The following is a 14,679-nucleotide window of genomic DNA, read 5'->3' on the forward strand; positions in this document are numbered from 1 at the left end:
TCTGGCTCGGCTCCCTCAAATCCAACATCGGCCACGCCCAGTCCGCCGCCGGAGTCGCCGGCGTCATCAAAATGGTCGAGGCCATGCGGCACGGCCTGCTGCCCAAGACCCTCCACGTCGACGAGCCGACCCCGCACGTCGACTGGTCGGCCGGCGCGGTCGAGCTCCTCACGGACAGCCGTCCCTGGCCCGACACCGACCGCCCGCGCCGCGCGGCCGTCTCCTCCTTCGGCGTCAGCGGCACCAACAGCCACGTCATCATCGAACAGGCCCCCGACGAGGAGGCCGGCGAACCGGCCGCCGAACACACCCCGCCCGCCGCCGTCCCACTGGCCCTGTCGGCGCGCTCCGCGGCGGCGCTGCGCGGGCAGGCGGCCCGGCTGCACGACCGTCTGGTCGCCGACCCGGAGCTCCGGCTCCTCGATGTGGCGCACTCGTTGCTGACCACGCGGGAGGCGCACGAGCGCCGGGCGGTGGTGGTCGCGGCGGACCGCGCGACCGCGCTGGAGGCACTGTCGGGGCTGGCCGCGGACGCGTCCTCGGCGCCGGTGGTGCGGGGCACCGCCGACCTGGACGGCAAGACCGTGTTCGTCTTCCCGGGTCAGGGCTCCCAGTGGGTCGGCATGGGCGGCCGGCTCCTCGACGAGTCACCGGTGTTCGCGGAGCGGATCGCCGAGATCGAGGCGGCTCTGGCCCCGTTCGTCGACTGGTCGCTCACCGACGTGCTGCGACAGGCGGAGGGCGCCGCCTCCCTGGAGCGGGTGGACGTCGTACAGCCCGCCTCGTTCGCCATGATGGTCGCCCTGGCCGCGCTGTGGCGGGCCCACGGCGTGGAACCGGACGCGGTGATCGGGCACTCGCAGGGCGAGATCGCGGCGGCCGCGGTGAGCGGGGCGCTCTCGCTCCAGGACGCGGCCCGGGTGGTGGCGCTGCGCAGCAGGGCCATCGAGGCGATCACCGGCCGGGGCGGCATGGCCACCGTGTTCCTGCCGGCCGACGAGACCGAGCGGCGTCTGGCGGAGTTCGGCGGTGACCTGTCGGTGGCCGCGGTCAACGGCCCCGGGTTCACGGTGATCGCGGGCGGTGTCGAGGCACTCGACGCGTTCAGCGGGCAGCTGGGCGACGAGGGGGTGCGGGTACGCCGTATCCCGGTGGACTACGCCTCGCACTCACCGCACGTCGAGGACCTGCGGGACGAACTGTTCGACCTGCTGGGTCCGGTGGAGCCGCGCCGGCCCGAGGTGCCGATGCTGTCGACCGTCACCGGCGCGTGGCTGGGCGCGGGCGACACCGACGCCAAGTACTGGTACGAGAACCTGCGCCGCACGGTGCGGCTCGCCGACGCGGCGGCCACGCTGCGCGAGCAGGGGCACCGGGTGTGGGTGGAGTGCAGCCCGCACGGCGTGCTGGTGCCGGCGCTGCAGCAGGCCCTGGACGGGATGCCGGGCGGCGCCGTCGTCACCGGTTCGCTGCGGCGCGGCGAGGGCGGTCTGGCCACCTTCCTCACCTCGCTGGCCGGTCTGCACGTGCGGGGCGTTCCGGCGGATCTCGGCCGGGTCCTCGCGGGGACGGGCGCCCGCCGGGTCGACCTGCCCACCTACGCGTTCCAACACCGTCGTTACTGGCTGGAGGCAGACATCGTGATCGGCAACGGAGAGGCCGCCGCGCAGCGGCTCACCGAGGAGGAGGCGGAGCCCGGCGAGGCGCTGGCGGCGCGGCTGGCCGGGCTCGGCCCGGACGAGCGCTACGACCTGCTCGCCGACCTGGTGCGGGAGACGGCCGCGGCGGTGCTCGGTCACGAGGACCTGGAGGAGATCGAGGAGAACAGCGGCTTCTTCGACGTCGGGTTCACCTCGCTGACCGCCGTGGAACTGCGCAACCGGCTCTCCGAGGCCACCGGTCTCCAGCTGCCGGTGATGCTGCTGTTCGACCAGCCGACGCCCGGCATGGTCGCCGAGTACCTGGAGCCGCGGCTGCCGGCGGGCGCCCCCGTCGACGCCTGACGCTCGCCCGGCGCCCCGCTCCGGCGCGCCGAAGCCCGTTCTTCCCGCGCCGGGGCGGGCGGCCCGACGGGGGCCGCCCGCCCCGGCGTCCTGTCCCGACCTTCCGTCGATCCATCCACAGGGAGCGCACGACAGTCATGCACACCACCACCCCGGCACATCCCGCCGACAGCGACGTCCTCGTCGTGGGCTACGGCCCCGTCGGCCAGACCCTGTCCATCCTGCTGGCCCAGCACGGCCACCGGGTCGTCGTCGTGGAGCGCTGGCCGCAGGCGTACGGCATGCCGCGCGCCGTCAACTTCGACAGCGAGTCGGCGCGCATTCTGGCGGCGGCCGGCCTCGGCGACCGCATCCCCTCGTTCTCGGAACCGTCGGGCACGTACGAGTGGCTGAACGCCGAGGGGCGCAGCCTGCTGCGCATCGAGGCCTCGCAGACGGGCCGGTGCGGCTGGCCCGACTCGACGGCCATGTACCAGCCCGGCCTGGAAGCGGCGCTGGCGGAGCGGGGCGCGCGTCTGCCCTCCCTGACGGTGCTGCGCGGCCACGAGGCCGTCGGCCTCACCGTCACCGACGACGGGGCCGAGCTGACCGTGCGTCCCACCGGTGACGACAGCGGCGCCGGACGGCGGGTCCTGACCGCCCGCTGGGTCGTCGGCTGCGACGGCGCCAACAGCTTCGTACGCGCCCGGATGGGCACCGGCCAGACCGACCTGGGCTTCTCGCACGACTGGCTGATCTGCGACGTCGCCCCGCTGACGGAGCGGACGTACGAGCCGAACAACCTCCAGGTGTGCGACCCGGCCCGGCCGCGCACCCATGTGTCGGCGGGCCCCGGGCACCGCCGCTGGGAGTTCATGCGGGTGGCCGGGGAGAGCGCCGAGGAGCTCAACACGGTCGAGCGGGCCTGGGAGTTGCTCGGTGAACAGGGCATCACCCCGGACGACGCGGTGCTGGAACGGCACGCGATGTACACCTTCAACGCGCGCTACACCGACGAGTGGCGTGCGGGCCGGCTGCTGCTCGCCGGGGACTCGGCGCACCTGATGCCGCCGTTCGCGGCGCAGGGCATGTGCTCGGGGTTCCGGGACGCCGCCAACCTCGCCTGGAAGCTGGACCTGGTGCTCGGCGGGCAGGCCTCCGACACCCTCCTTGACAGCTACACCGTGGAGCGCCGCCGGCACGTCCAGCACGCCATCACCATGTCCGTGAACCTGGGCCGGGTCATCTGCCAGGACGACCCGGCGGCCGCGGCCGAGCGGGACGCGTCGATGCTCGCGGCCCGGGAGCGCGGTGTGGGCGGCGGCCGGCCGCAGGGCGCGGTGCAGCCCCTCAAGGACGGGCTGCTGTACCGGCGGGCGGCGGGGCGGGCGCCGCGTCATCCGGCGGGTGACCTCACGCCGCAGGGCCGGGTGGGCCGCGACGGCCGTACCGCTCTCTTCGACGAGGTCGTGGGGCTGGGGTTCGTCCTGCTGACCGCGGACGACCCGGCGGCGCTGCTGAGCGACGCGGACCGCGCGTTCCTGGAGGGGCTGCGGGCGCGGATCGTCCAGGTGGTGCCGGCCGACGGTCCGGCGCCGGGGCCGGGGCAGGTCGCCGACACCGACGGGGTGTACCTGCGGTACCTGGACGAGTGCCGGACGCGTTCGCTGCTGGTGCGGCCGGACTTCTACGTGTACGGCGCCGCCGCCGACCGTGACCAGCTGGCCTCCGTTCTCGGGCAGTTGCGTGAGGGTCTGGGCGTGCTGACGCCGGCCGGCTGAGCGCGGCGCGCAGGCAGCGCGAAGGGGCCGCCCGGCGTCAGCCGGGCGGCCCCTTGCGGTGGGTGGCCGTCTGCTCAGACCTGGAGGTTGGCCTCGATCTCGAAGGTCAGCTTGATCGTCTCGCCGACGACCGCGCCGGCCGGGCCGGCGGTGACGCCGAAGTCGGAGCGGTTGATCTCGGCGACCGCGGAGAACCCGGCGGCCGGGTTGCCGTCGAAGCCGGTGCCGAAGCCGTTGATCTCCAGGCGGAGGGTGGCCGGCTTGGTGATGCCGCGGATGGTGAGGTCGCCGTCGACGAGGAAGACCTCACCGTCGGGGCGGATGCCGGTGGAGACGAAGGTGAGGGTGGGGAACTCGTCCACCTTCAGGAAGTCGTCGCCGTGGATGTGCTCGTCGCGCGTCTGGTTGTTGGTGTTGACCGACTTCGCCTGGATGGTGGCGGTCACCGAGGAGTCGAGCGGGTTCTCGGCCGTGACGATCCGCGCCTCGAAGGTGTCGAAGCGACCGCGGACCTTGGCGATGCCGAGGTGGCGGACCTCGAACGAGACGTCGGAGTGGACGCCGTCCACGTTCCAGGTGCCGGCGACGTAACCCGGGATCTGAAGGGCGGTGGTCATGATGGTGTTCTCCTCTTGTGTTTCGAGCGGAATCGCGGGAATCCGAGCGGAATCGCGGGAAAGGGGAAAGGCGTCACGCCGCCTGGCGCAGAATGTGGCGGACGATGTCCTGGTACTCGTTCTTGTCGATGATCGCGCGGACCTTTTCCGCACCGTCCTTGGACTCGACGTACCGGCGGCCGATCAGGATCATCTGGCCGTTCTCACCGGTGCGTCCCTGGATCTTCGTTCCGGCGGTGAGCTGTTCGCCCTCCCAGAACCACTCCATGTCCTTCTCGACGGTGCTGGAGAAGCCCTTCCAGTCGGTGAGCCGCCGCTCCTGCGGACGGAAGCGGTAGACGCCCTGCCAGCCGCCGGCGACGCCCTGGCGCAGCACGACCTTGTGCTCGCCCTCGTCCACGACCTTGAAGCGGAAGCCGTTCTGCTCCTGCTCCTCCTCGCCGACGTGCAGCGGCTCGATGAAGGACGGGCCGACGAACCCGACGTCCACCAGGTACAGTTCGCCGTCGATCCGGACCGCGTTGAGCATGTGCTCCAGGTCGGGCCCGTACTGGTCGTCGGCGCCGCGGATGCCCGCGGACAGGATGAGGACCTCGTAGCCGAGGCGCTGGAGCAGGGTGCGGAACAGACCGCTCAGCTCGTGGCAGACGCCGCCGCGCCGGCCGGTGATCAGCTGCTCGAACAGCACGTCGGGGTCGGTCTCCACCTCGTCCCACACGGCGAGCCCCTTGTGGGCGTGCAGGGAATTATCGAACGGCACCGACTCCAGGTGTTTGCGGTGCAGTGCGCGAAGGGTTTCCAGGGTGGGTTCCAGTGAACCCTCGTATCGCAGATGGCTGACATACGCGGCGACATCGAACATCGAGTGGTCCTCCTCGTCGGTGATTTCAGTCTTGCGTGGCGAGAGGGGGGCGGTGTCCCTTCACCACCCCCCTCACACCCCCCTTTGCCGTCAGCTGTGTGCCGGGCCCGCGGGGCGGGGTCCGGCCACGGATTCGGCGAAGGCGATGAATCCCGGGAGCCATTTCTCGAAGGTGCCGGAGGCGGCGATCATGTCGGTCATCATGCGGGCCTCCTCACCGACGAGGGTGTGCAGTTCGGTGGACGCGTCGCGGGCGGCGGCGACCGCGGCGCGGGCCAGGTCGGCGGGGTCGCCCGCGCTTTCGCCGCTCGCGCGGCTCAGGAACTCCTGCATCCAGGCCTCGTCGGCGGCGTACGGGTCGCCGTCGGTGGTCTCGCGGACGTAGGCGTTGGCCCGTACGTCGGTGGCGAAGTTGCCCGGCTCCAGGCAGACGACGCGGATGCCGTACGGCGCGACCTCGGCCGCCAGTGCCTCGCTGAGCGAGCCGAGGGCGAACTTGCTGGCCGCGTAGAAGCCGCCGTAGGGCACGGACCAGATACGGCCCGCGAGGGAGCTGATGTTGATGACGGTGCCGCGGCCGGCCGCGCGCATCGCGGGCAGGGCGGCCCGGGTGGTGCGCAGGGCGCCCCAGAAGTTGGTCTCGAAGACCTGGCGGGCGTGGTCCTCCGGGGTGAGTTCGACCGCTCCGGCGTAGGTGATGCCGGCGTTGTTGACGAGGACGTCGACGGATCCGTGCCGCTGCTCGACGTGCGCGACGGCCTCCCGCACGGACGTCTCGTCGGTGACGTCCAGGGCGAGCACCTCGACGCCGAGGTCCTCGGCGGCGGCCCGCTCGTGCAGCCGGCCCGCCTTGGCGGGGTTGCGCATCGAGGCGTACACGGTGTCGCCCTCGCGGGCGAAGGCCAGGGCGATCTCCAGGCCGAAACCGCTGCTGCAACCGGTGATGAGTACGACCGCCATCAGACCGCCACCTCCGCGCGCTCGAGTGTGCTCTTCCTCGGTTTCCGGGGCTTGCCGAACCGGCGCTGCACGGGCGACTCCACGCACCGGAACAGCGCCCACGCGAGCAGCGTCGACAGCCCGAAGGCCACGACGGCGAGGCCGGTGGCGTCCCGGAAGCCCCACACGTGGTCGGTGCCGACCAGGTACACGAGATGGGCGTGGATCATGCGGTGCAGCAGGTAGAAGGCGAACGAGATGTCGCCGAGCCACACCATGGCGCGGCTGGCGGTGAGGGACCGCTCCCCGCGTACGTCGCGCAGCGCGAACGCCGGGATCAGCAGGGCGAGCGGGACGACGGTGGCGGCGGCGTAGCCCCACAGGTCGGGCACGTACAGCGAGACGGCGTAACCGGCGACGAAGGCGAGGGCGGCGGCGCCGGGGCGCACGTCGATCCACTTGCCGGTGAGCACGATCCGGGCGAGCAGGATGCCGAGGACGAACTCCAGGGTGCGGGTCACCGGGAAGAGGTAGACGAACCAGAAGTCGTAGACCGGCGTCGGCTCCCAGGCCAGCTGCGGCTGGTCGGGCAGCAGCAGCGTCACGAACGGCACGAGCAGGACGGCGCCCACCGCGCCGGACGCCCAGTACCACAGGTGCTCGGGGCGGATCCGGCGGATCAGCCCGTGCCACAGCGGGAACAGGGCGTAGAAGAACGCCTCGCAGGACAGTGACCAGCTCACGCCGTTGACGCTGAGGGAGACGTCGGTGTCCCAGGACCAGGACTGCACGAGCAGCAGGTTGGGCAGCACGTGCCGGATCTCGGTCCCGGCCCACGCCATGAGCAGCGCCGCGAGCAGGAACGTGACGAAGTGGTTCGGGTAGACCTTGAAGAACCGGCGACGCCAGAACCTGGGGGCGGTGTCGTCGGCGCGTGCCGACCAGGCGAGGACGAAGCCGCTGAGGACGAAGAAGAACGACACCCCCACCCAGCCGGCGTTCGCCGTGACGAAGGTGAGGGATTCGGGGAACGCCGAGGGCGGGTAGATGCCCCACGTGGCGTGGTAGACGAACACCATCGACACCGCTATCCACCGCATGCCGGTCAACGACGGGAGCCGTGACGCGGACTTGACGGGGGATATGGGATCGGTGGTGCCGGTCTCGGTCTGAGACATGACGACCTTCCTGGACGGCAAGACGGCTTGTGCGGCTGGACTTTATCGATGAATTCCGGCCACCCGAGCTCCTCCCCACCCCCCTAAAACCCCCCTGTCTTCTCTCCGGAAACCCCCGGGCGCACATGGGCGGTACCGGCCGCTGGATAGCATTTCGGCATGGTCAATTACCCATTGGATTACGCTCGTTACTGCTCGGAAATCACGTCGGAGACCGACCGGATCGCCGAGCTGGTCGAGGGGGCCGACCTGTCGGTGCGCGTCCCCACCTGCCCCGCCTGGGACATCGCCGGTCTCGCACTGCACATCGGACAGACGTACCGCTGGGCCGCCGCCACCGTCCGCACCCGGGCCACCGGTTTCGTCCCGCACGCGACCGTGCCGGACATGGCTCCGGCCGCCCGGGACGCCGGGAGCGTCGCGGCCTGGCTGCGCGAGAGCGCGGCCCGGCTGGCCGAGGACCTGGGCCAGGCCGGCGCCGACACCAAGGTGTGGACGGGGATGCCGGTCGAGAACGCCTCCTTCTGGGCCCGCCGGATGACGCACGAGGCGGTGGTGCACCGCGCGGACGCGGCGATCGCCCTGGGCGCCGAGTACTCCGTCGCCCCCGAGGTCGCGGCCGACGCCATCGACGAGTGGCTGTTCGTGCTCGCCAGCCCCTGGGGCGCCAACGCGGCCCCGCGCCTGGCCGAACTGCGCGGCCCCGGCACCATCGCACTGCGCGCCACGGACGGCGCGCCGGAGATCGGCGCCGACTGGCTGATCGAGCTGGGCCGTGACGGCTTCACCTGGCGCCGGGGCGTCGACGACTCCGCCACCACCACCCTGCGCGGTCCGCTCACCGACGTCCTGCAGGTCTTCTACCGCCGCCAGCCGGCCGACAGCGGCCGCGTGGAGGTCCTCGGCGACGCCAAGCTCCTCGACGAGTGGCTGGAGCGAGCCAGCTTCGGCTGATCCCCACCCCGACCCGAATGGCGCCCGCGAATCCCCCGGCGGGCGCCATTCGACGTTTCCGGGGACGTCCGACCCGGCGATCCCCGCGCCCCGCGCCACCGGACCGAGGCTCCCGCCGCCGACGACCCTGAAGGGGCCTACCCCCCGGCGCGCCCGTCCCCTGCCGGCGCGAGCACCCGCGCCCTCGCCCCACGACCGGGGACGCGAGCGCCCGCGCCCCTCCCCTCACGACGGGGGACGTACTCGTCATCGACGGCACCCCCGGCCAGGGCCCCGGCGGGCGCCCGTTCCCGGCCTGCGTCAGCCCCTCCCCCGCCTCGCCCGGCCCCGCCCCGTGGCGGAGGGCGCGCCCTCGTCCGGGGCGCGACGGCCGGCCCGGAGAGGGCGCGCGGCGGGCGTGATTCCAGCGTCCCCCGGCGAGCAGCAGGCGTGATTCCAGCGTCCTCTGACGACCGGCAGGCGTAATCCCAGTGCCGCCTGGTGCACGGGGGGCGTAATTCCACTTCCCGGCGGGAGTAATTCCACGCTTTTCAGCCACTTCCCGGACCCGCCTACGGGGGTGTTAGGGGTTCTTTCGCGCCAATCTCGCCGCATAGGTTTCCCAGCGATCCACGAAAGATGTCCCGGAAATTCCGGGCACGGGGAGGGAAACAATGCTCAACAGAAGGAACTTCATACGCGCCGGCGGGGGTGTGGCACTCGCGAGTGCCGTGGCCGGAGTGGTTCCGCCCCTGTCCTACAGCGCGGAGAGCGGTTACGCGACGCTCGCCGCGAGCCTTCAGGGCGACCTGGTGCTGGCCGGCGACAGCGGCTACGACCAGGCCCGTCAGCTGCAGATGATGCAGTGGGACGCGGCGGCCCCGGAGGCGGTCGCCTACTGCGAGACCCCGGCGGACGTCCAGGCCGCGGTGCGCTTCGCCCGCGAGGAGGGCATCCAGGTCCGGATGCGTTCGGGCGGCCACAGCTACGGCGGCTGGTCCACCGGCCCCGGCCTGGTCATCGACGTCTCCCGGCTGAACCAGGCCACCGTCAGCGGCACCGTCGTGAAGGTCGGCCCGGGCGCCCAGTCCGTCAACGCGGTCACCGCGCTCGCCCCGCTGGGCAAGCAGGTCGTCACGGGCACCTGCCCGACCGTCTGCCCCGGCGGGTTCGTCTCCGGCGGCGGATACGGTTACCAGACGCGCAAGTTCGGCCTGGGCAGCGACCGGGTGAGCGCCGCGAGCGTGGTCCTCGCCGACGGCTCCCTGGTGCGTGCCTCGGCCACCCAGAACGCCGACCTGTTCTGGGCGCTGCGCGGTGGCGGGGGCGGCAACTTCGGTGTCGTCGTCGAGTTCGAGATCCGCCCGATCAGCGCCCCGACGATGGTCTACTACGAGACCTGGTGGGACTACGACCACGTCACCGCCCTGTTCGGCGCCTGGCAGGACTGGATCAACGCCGGTTCGGACAACCTCGGTTCGCAGTTCATCCTGATCCTCCCCGACGCCGCCGCCGGCCAGAAGCCGATGGTGATGATCACGGGCGGCTACCTGGGCCCGAAGAGCGAACTGGACACCGCGCTCAGCCGGCTCACGGCCCTGGCGGGCACCGCACCGCAGTCCTCCCTGGCCGCCGAGGCGTCGTACGCGGACACGATGAAGCGCGTCTACCACTGCGACTCGATCACCGTGCGGCAGTGCCAGCGGGTCGGTACCAACCCCGACGCCACCCTGCCGCGCATCGGCTGGCAGCGGGAGACCTACCGCCTGTTCAACACCCGTCTGAGCGCCTCGGCGATCACGGACGTGCTGGCCGCCTGGGACTCCCGGCGCGCCGCCGGCCACACCCGTTACCTGCACTGCATGGCGCTCGGCGGCGCCGCGAACAGGGTCAGCCGCACCTCCACCGCCTACTGGCACCGGGACGCCAAGTTCGTGGCCGGGTTCGTCGACCAGCTGCCGACCGCGGCGCCCCCGGCGGCGGACCAGGCGCTCGCCGAGAGCTGGACGGACAACGCCGCCGCGGTCATGGACCCGCTCTCCAGCGGCGCGTACGTCAACTTCAGCAGCTCCAAGCTGCCCGGGTGGCAGCAGAAGTACTACGGCGACAACTACACCCGCCTGGTCATGGTGAAGAAGGCCTACGACCCGACGGACTTCTTCCACCACGGCCGCAGCATCGAGGTCGACTGACGGTCGCCGACGGGCTGAGGCCCGGCAGCACGAACGCGGGGGCGGTGCCGGCCGGCACCGCCCCCGCGCTGTCGTACGCGTCCACCCGCTCCCGGCGTACGCCTCACAGGCCCGCGTGAACCACCGGAGTGCCGGTGTCCTCGGTGCCGGCACGGGCACCGGCACCGTCCCGGCCGGGACGCAGCAGCGCCCAGGCGACCAGGGCCGCGGCGACGACGAAGCCGGCCGCGGTGGCGAAGGCCAGCCGGTAGCCCTCCAGCAGCGCGGACGGCGCCGTCGACGTACCGGCACGGGCCGTGGCGAGCGTGTTGAGGACGGCGAGGCCCACCGCGCCGCCGATCTGCTGGGTGGTGTTGAACAGGCCGGAGGCGACCCCGGAGTCCTCGGGGCCGGCGTCCGCGACACCGAGCAGCATCAGCGCGGGCATCACGGCACCGAACCCCAGGCCGAGCAGCAGCGCGGACGGCAGGAAGGCGGTGGCGTACGCGCCGTCCAGCGGGATCCGCGCGAACAGCGCGAAACCGGCCGCCAGCAGCGCGAGCCCGCCGAGCAGCACCGGACGGGCGCCGAAGCGGGTGATCAGCCGCGCGGCGAGGCCGAGGGAGACCACCGCGATGGACAGCGCGGCCGGCAGGAAGGCCAGTCCGGTGGCGAGGGCGTCGTAGCCGAGGACCTTCTGCAGGTACAGGGTGCCGAAGTACAGGAACCCGAACATGGCCGCGATCAGCAGCAGTTGGATGGTGTTGGCGGCCGACACGGAGCGGATCGCGAAGACCCGCAGCGGCAGCAGCGGACCGGCGGCGCGGGACTCCCGCACCACGAACGCCACGAGCAGGGCGAGGGCCGCGGCCGCGCCGCCCAGGGTGCGGGCGGCGACCCAGCCCTCGGTCTCCGCGCCGACGATGGTGTACACGGCGAGCATCAGACCGGCGGTGACGAGCACGGCGCCGGCGACGTCGGCGTGCCCGCGCAGCCCCGCGCCGGGCTCGTGCCGCAGGGTGCGCAGCGCGACGGCGACGACGACCGCGCCGAGCGGGATGTTGATGAGGAAGATCCAGCTCCAGTCCACCATGTCGGTGAGGACACCGCCGACCAGCGGGCCGATGGCCCCGCCGCCCGCCGAGGCGAAGCTGAACGCGCCGATGGCCCGGGCCTGTTCACGCGGCTCGGGGAACATCGTGACGATCATGCCGAGGATGCCGGCGGAGGCGATCGCCCCGCCGACGCCCTGCACGAAACGGGCGGCGATCAGCGTGCCCTGCCCGGGGGCCAGGCCGCACAGCAGGGACGCCGCGGTGAACAGCGCGAGCCCGGCGACGAACACCCGCTTGCGGCCCAGCAGATCGCCGAGGCGGCCCGCCAGGAGCAGCAGGCCGCCGAAGGGAACGACATAGGCGTTGACGATCCACACCAGGTCGGCCGCGGAGAACCCGAGGTCGGCCTGGATGGCGGGGAGCGCCACGTTCACGATGTTCTGGTCGAGGATGATCATGAGTTGCGCGGCGCAGAGCACCGCGAGGGACAGCCGGCGGGATGTGCGGGGCGTGGTTGCGCCCATGTCGGGATACCTCCAGAAGGTGTCAGGAACGCAGCATCTCGGCGACCAGGAAGGCCAGTTCCATGGACTGCTGCGGGTTCAGGCGCGGATCGCAGTACGTCTCGTACCGCTCCGCGAGACCGGAGTCGTCGATGGCCTGGGCGCCGCCCACGCACTCGGTGACGTTGTCGCCGGTCAGTTCGATGTGCAGGCCGCCCGGGTGGGTGCCGAGACCGCGGTGCACCTCGAAGAAGCCCCGCACCTCGTCGATGATCCGGTCGAAGTGTCGGGTCTTGTAGCCGTTGGCGGCCTCGTGGGTGTTGCCGTGCATCGGGTCGCACTGCCAGATCACCCGGTGCCCGGTCGCCTCGACCTTCTCCACGATCGGCGGCAGCACGTCACGGATACGGCCGCTGCCCATCCGGCTGATCAGGGTGAGCCGCCCGGGCCGGTTGTACGGGTCGAGCCGCTCGACGTACTCCACGGCCTGCTCGGGCGTGGTGGACGGGCCGATCTTCAACCCGATGGGGTTGGCGAGCAGTTCGGCGAGGGCGATGTGCGCGCCGTCCAGTTGCCGGGTGCGCTCACCGATCCACAGGAAGTGCCCGGACAGCCCGTACAGCCGTCCGAACCCGCCGTCCGGCGCCGGTACGTGCCGCAGCAGGCCCCGCTCGTACTCCAGCAGCAGCGCCTCGTGGCTGGACCACAGTTCGGTCGCGTGCAGCGCGCGGTGGTCGACGCGGCAGGCGGTCATGAAGTCGAGGCCGCGGTCGATCTCGGCGGCCAGCGCCTCGTAGCGCTCACCGACCGGCGAGGTGCGCAGGAAGTCACGGTTCCACTCGTGCACCTGCCGTAGATCGGCGAAGCCCGAACCGGCGTACGCGCGCGTCAGGTTGAGGGCGGCGGCGGAACGGGCGTACGCCTGCAGCATCCGGGAGGGGTCGGGGACGCGCGCCTCGGGCACCGGGTCGAATCCGTTGACGATGTCGCCGCGGTAGACGGGCAGGCCCAGCGAGTCGGTGCTGTTGGAGCGGGGTTTGGCGTACTGCCCGGCGATCCGGCCCACCTTGACCACCGGCACGCTCGCCGCGTACGTCAGCACCACGGCCATCTGCACCAGCGTGCGCAGGTTGGCCCTGATGTGGGACTCGGTGTTGCCCTCGAAGGTCTCGGCGCAGTCGCCGCCCTGCAGCAGGAAGGCACGCCCCTGCGCGACCTCGGCGAGGCGCTGCTGCAGGAGGTCGACCTCGTGCGGGACGACGAGGGGCGGCATCGTCTCCAGCGTGCTCACCGCGGCCAGCGCGGCGACCGGGTCGGGCCACCGCGGCTGCTGGGCGGCGGGCCGGGCCAGCGCACGGGCGATCCGGGCGGCCGGCCCCTCGGCGGACCCGGCCGCATCGACGGCGTCGGTGGTTTCGGTGGCCTCGGCGGAGGCGGCGGTATCGAGTGTTTCCGTGGTTTCTCCGGGAGAGGGATGGGCGGAGGCACGGGGTGTGATGGTCGGCTGCATGCCGCCACGCTAGGGACGCCCCGTCCACCGCCCGGCCATCTGCCGCCCATCGCCCGTCATCGGCGGGCGCCCTCGCCGTCCAGCCCGAAGTACGCGCGGTAGAAGTCGAGTTGCCGCTCCAGCATCGGCGCCCCGTAGTGCACGGGAAGCCCCCGTCCGGCCGCGGCCCGCAGGAGAGGGGTCACCCGGGGCTTCATGATGATGTCGGCGACGAGCGTGCCCGGGTCGAGCGCGGCCGGGTCGAACGGCAACGGGTCGTCCTGCCGCAGCCCCAGCGGGGTCGCGTTCACGACGATGTCCACGCCGTCGGTGACCGGCCGGGTCGAGCGGCCCGTGCGTCCCGGCCAGCGTGCCTCCAGCCGGGCGGCGAGCCCCGCGGTGCGCGCCGGGTCCAGGTCGCACAGCTCCACCCGCTCCGCGCCCGCCATGAGCAGCGCCGGGGCGATGGCGCAGCCGGCCCCGCCGGTGCCCACGAGGGTGACGCGCGCCCCGGCCGCCCGATGGCCGGCTGCCTCGAGACCGGCGACGAAGCCCGCGCCGTCGAAGTTGTCCGCGTGCCAGCGGCCGTCCGCCTCCCGGCGTAGCGCGTTGGCGCTGCCGGAGAGTTCGACCGCGGGAGCGATCCGGTCGGCGAACCGGCGGACGGCGGCCTTGTGCGGCACCGTCACGAGCAGCCCGTCGAGGTTGGCGACGGCCTGGAGACCGCGGACCACGTCGTCGAACCGGTCGACGGGCGCGTGCACCGGCACCAGCACGGCGTCCCGCCCCAGCGCCGCGAGGAGCGGATTGAGCAGCGTGGGCGCCTGCACCTGCGCGACGGGGTCGCCGAGCACGGCGTACAGGCGGGTGACACCGGTGATCAAGGGCTGACGGGGGTCGGGGCTGGGCCCGGCGATGTCCATGTCTCTTCCTTCACTTCGGATCCTGGGGGGTTGCAGGGGGATGTCCGGCCGTCCGCCCCCGGCTAGCTTCCCGACACGGAGGACACCGACGCACCAACCGACCTGCAGAGGGCGTGAGAACGCGATGAGGCCATCCGAATCGGGACTTCCGATCGAGCCGGTCTACGGGCCTGCCGCCCTGGAGGGCTGGGATCCGGGGGAGAAGCTGGGCGAGCCGGGTTCGTACCCCTTCACCCGGGGTGTGTA

11 protein-coding genes are annotated in these 14,679 nt (G+C 72.4%); 4 read left to right on the forward strand and 7 right to left on the reverse strand.

Annotated elements, in window-relative coordinates; translation table 11 throughout:
- Both ACIBBD_RS38560 and ACIBBD_RS38565 read left to right on the forward strand, forming a co-directional pair.
- The coding region (locus ACIBBD_RS38560; RefSeq protein WP_399424659.1) for an acyltransferase domain-containing protein at nucleotides 1-2,003 on the forward strand (2,003 nt) is incomplete at its 5' end.
- 137 nt (nucleotides 2,004-2,140) lie between these two features.
- On the forward strand, nucleotides 2,141-3,763 hold the full coding sequence (locus ACIBBD_RS38565) for a bifunctional 3-(3-hydroxy-phenyl)propionate/3-hydroxycinnamic acid hydroxylase (protein WP_399424660.1): 1,623 nt from the start codon (nucleotides 2,141-2,143) through the stop codon (nucleotides 3,761-3,763).
- Between the two features lie 74 nt (nucleotides 3,764-3,837).
- Here the strand turns inward: ACIBBD_RS38565 and ACIBBD_RS38570 are convergent, their stop codons facing one another.
- The 4 genes from ACIBBD_RS38570 to ACIBBD_RS38585 form a co-directional block, all read right to left on the reverse strand.
- A complete protein-coding gene (locus ACIBBD_RS38570; RefSeq protein WP_399424662.1) occupies nucleotides 3,838-4,380 on the reverse strand; it encodes a YceI family protein in 543 nt (180 codons plus the stop codon).
- A 73-nt stretch (nucleotides 4,381-4,453) separates the two neighbouring features.
- Nucleotides 4,454-5,242: an arylamine N-acetyltransferase gene (locus tag ACIBBD_RS38575; protein ID WP_399424664.1), complete on the reverse strand. Its 789-nt coding sequence runs from the start codon at nucleotides 5,240-5,242 to the stop codon at nucleotides 4,454-4,456.
- A gap of 90 nt (nucleotides 5,243-5,332) precedes the next feature.
- Nucleotides 5,333-6,202, reverse strand: coding sequence for an SDR family oxidoreductase (locus ACIBBD_RS38580; RefSeq protein ID WP_399424666.1), 870 nt, complete (start codon nucleotides 6,200-6,202; stop codon nucleotides 5,333-5,335).
- On the reverse strand, nucleotides 6,202-7,359 hold the full coding sequence (locus tag ACIBBD_RS38585) for an acyltransferase family protein (protein ID WP_399424668.1): 1,158 nt from the start codon (nucleotides 7,357-7,359) through the stop codon (nucleotides 6,202-6,204). Before ACIBBD_RS38585 ends, ACIBBD_RS38580 begins: the two co-directional genes overlap by 1 nt.
- 159 nt (nucleotides 7,360-7,518) lie before the next feature.
- Between ACIBBD_RS38585 and ACIBBD_RS38590 the strand changes: the two genes are divergently transcribed.
- Both ACIBBD_RS38590 and ACIBBD_RS38595 read left to right on the forward strand, forming a co-directional pair.
- Nucleotides 7,519-8,313, forward strand: coding sequence for a maleylpyruvate isomerase family mycothiol-dependent enzyme (locus ACIBBD_RS38590; RefSeq protein ID WP_399424669.1), 795 nt, complete (start codon nucleotides 7,519-7,521; stop codon nucleotides 8,311-8,313).
- Nucleotides 8,314-8,966: 653 nt separating this feature from the next.
- On the forward strand, nucleotides 8,967-10,484 hold the full coding sequence (locus ACIBBD_RS38595; protein WP_399424671.1) for an FAD-binding oxidoreductase: 1,518 nt from the start codon (nucleotides 8,967-8,969) through the stop codon (nucleotides 10,482-10,484).
- Between the two features lie 103 nt (nucleotides 10,485-10,587).
- Here the strand turns inward: ACIBBD_RS38595 and ACIBBD_RS38600 are convergent, their stop codons facing one another.
- The 3 genes from ACIBBD_RS38600 to ACIBBD_RS38610 are packed head-to-tail and all read right to left on the reverse strand — an operon-like array spanning nucleotide 10,588 to nucleotide 14,433.
- On the reverse strand, nucleotides 10,588-12,042 hold the full coding sequence (locus ACIBBD_RS38600) for an MFS transporter (RefSeq protein ID WP_399424672.1): 1,455 nt from the start codon (nucleotides 12,040-12,042) through the stop codon (nucleotides 10,588-10,590).
- A gap of 22 nt (nucleotides 12,043-12,064) precedes the next feature.
- Complete coding sequence (locus ACIBBD_RS38605; protein ID WP_399424674.1) at nucleotides 12,065-13,531, reverse strand: class II 3-deoxy-7-phosphoheptulonate synthase; 1,467 nt, start codon at nucleotides 13,529-13,531, stop codon at nucleotides 12,065-12,067.
- Nucleotides 13,532-13,587: 56 nt separating this feature from the next.
- Nucleotides 13,588-14,433 (reverse strand): shikimate dehydrogenase family protein, encoded by an 846-nt coding sequence (locus ACIBBD_RS38610; RefSeq protein WP_399424676.1) that lies wholly within the window; start codon nucleotides 14,431-14,433, stop codon nucleotides 13,588-13,590.
- Nucleotides 14,434-14,679: the final 246 nt, after the last annotated feature.

It is taken from the genome of Streptomyces sp. NPDC051315 (genome assembly GCF_044455165.1).
GTDB lineage: Bacteria > Actinomycetota > Actinomycetes > Streptomycetales > Streptomycetaceae > Streptomyces.

What these genes read in the sequence shown, in the direction of transcription:
- ACIBBD_RS38575 (WP_399424664.1), bottom strand. Translation starts at nt 5,242, where the DNA reads ATGTTCGATGTCGCCGCGTATGTCAGCCATCTGCGATACGAGGGTTCA.
- ACIBBD_RS38585 (WP_399424668.1), bottom strand. Translation starts at nt 7,359, where the DNA reads ATGTCTCAGACCGAGACCGGCACCACCGATCCCATATCCCCCGTCAAG.
- ACIBBD_RS38570 (WP_399424662.1), bottom strand. Translation starts at nt 4,380, where the DNA reads ATGACCACCGCCCTTCAGATCCCGGGTTACGTCGCCGGCACCTGGAAC.
- ACIBBD_RS38600 (WP_399424672.1), bottom strand. Translation starts at nt 12,042, where the DNA reads ATGGGCGCAACCACGCCCCGCACATCCCGCCGGCTGTCCCTCGCGGTG.
- ACIBBD_RS38590 (WP_399424669.1), top strand. Translation starts at nt 7,519, where the DNA reads ATGGTCAATTACCCATTGGATTACGCTCGTTACTGCTCGGAAATCACG.
- ACIBBD_RS38595 (WP_399424671.1), top strand. Translation starts at nt 8,967, where the DNA reads ATGCTCAACAGAAGGAACTTCATACGCGCCGGCGGGGGTGTGGCACTC.
- ACIBBD_RS38580 (WP_399424666.1), bottom strand. Translation starts at nt 6,202, where the DNA reads ATGGCGGTCGTACTCATCACCGGTTGCAGCAGCGGTTTCGGCCTGGAG.
- ACIBBD_RS38610 (WP_399424676.1), bottom strand. Translation starts at nt 14,433, where the DNA reads ATGGACATCGCCGGGCCCAGCCCCGACCCCCGTCAGCCCTTGATCACC.
- ACIBBD_RS38565 (WP_399424660.1), top strand. Translation starts at nt 2,141, where the DNA reads ATGCACACCACCACCCCGGCACATCCCGCCGACAGCGACGTCCTCGTC.
- ACIBBD_RS38605 (WP_399424674.1), bottom strand. Translation starts at nt 13,531, where the DNA reads ATGCAGCCGACCATCACACCCCGTGCCTCCGCCCATCCCTCTCCCGGA.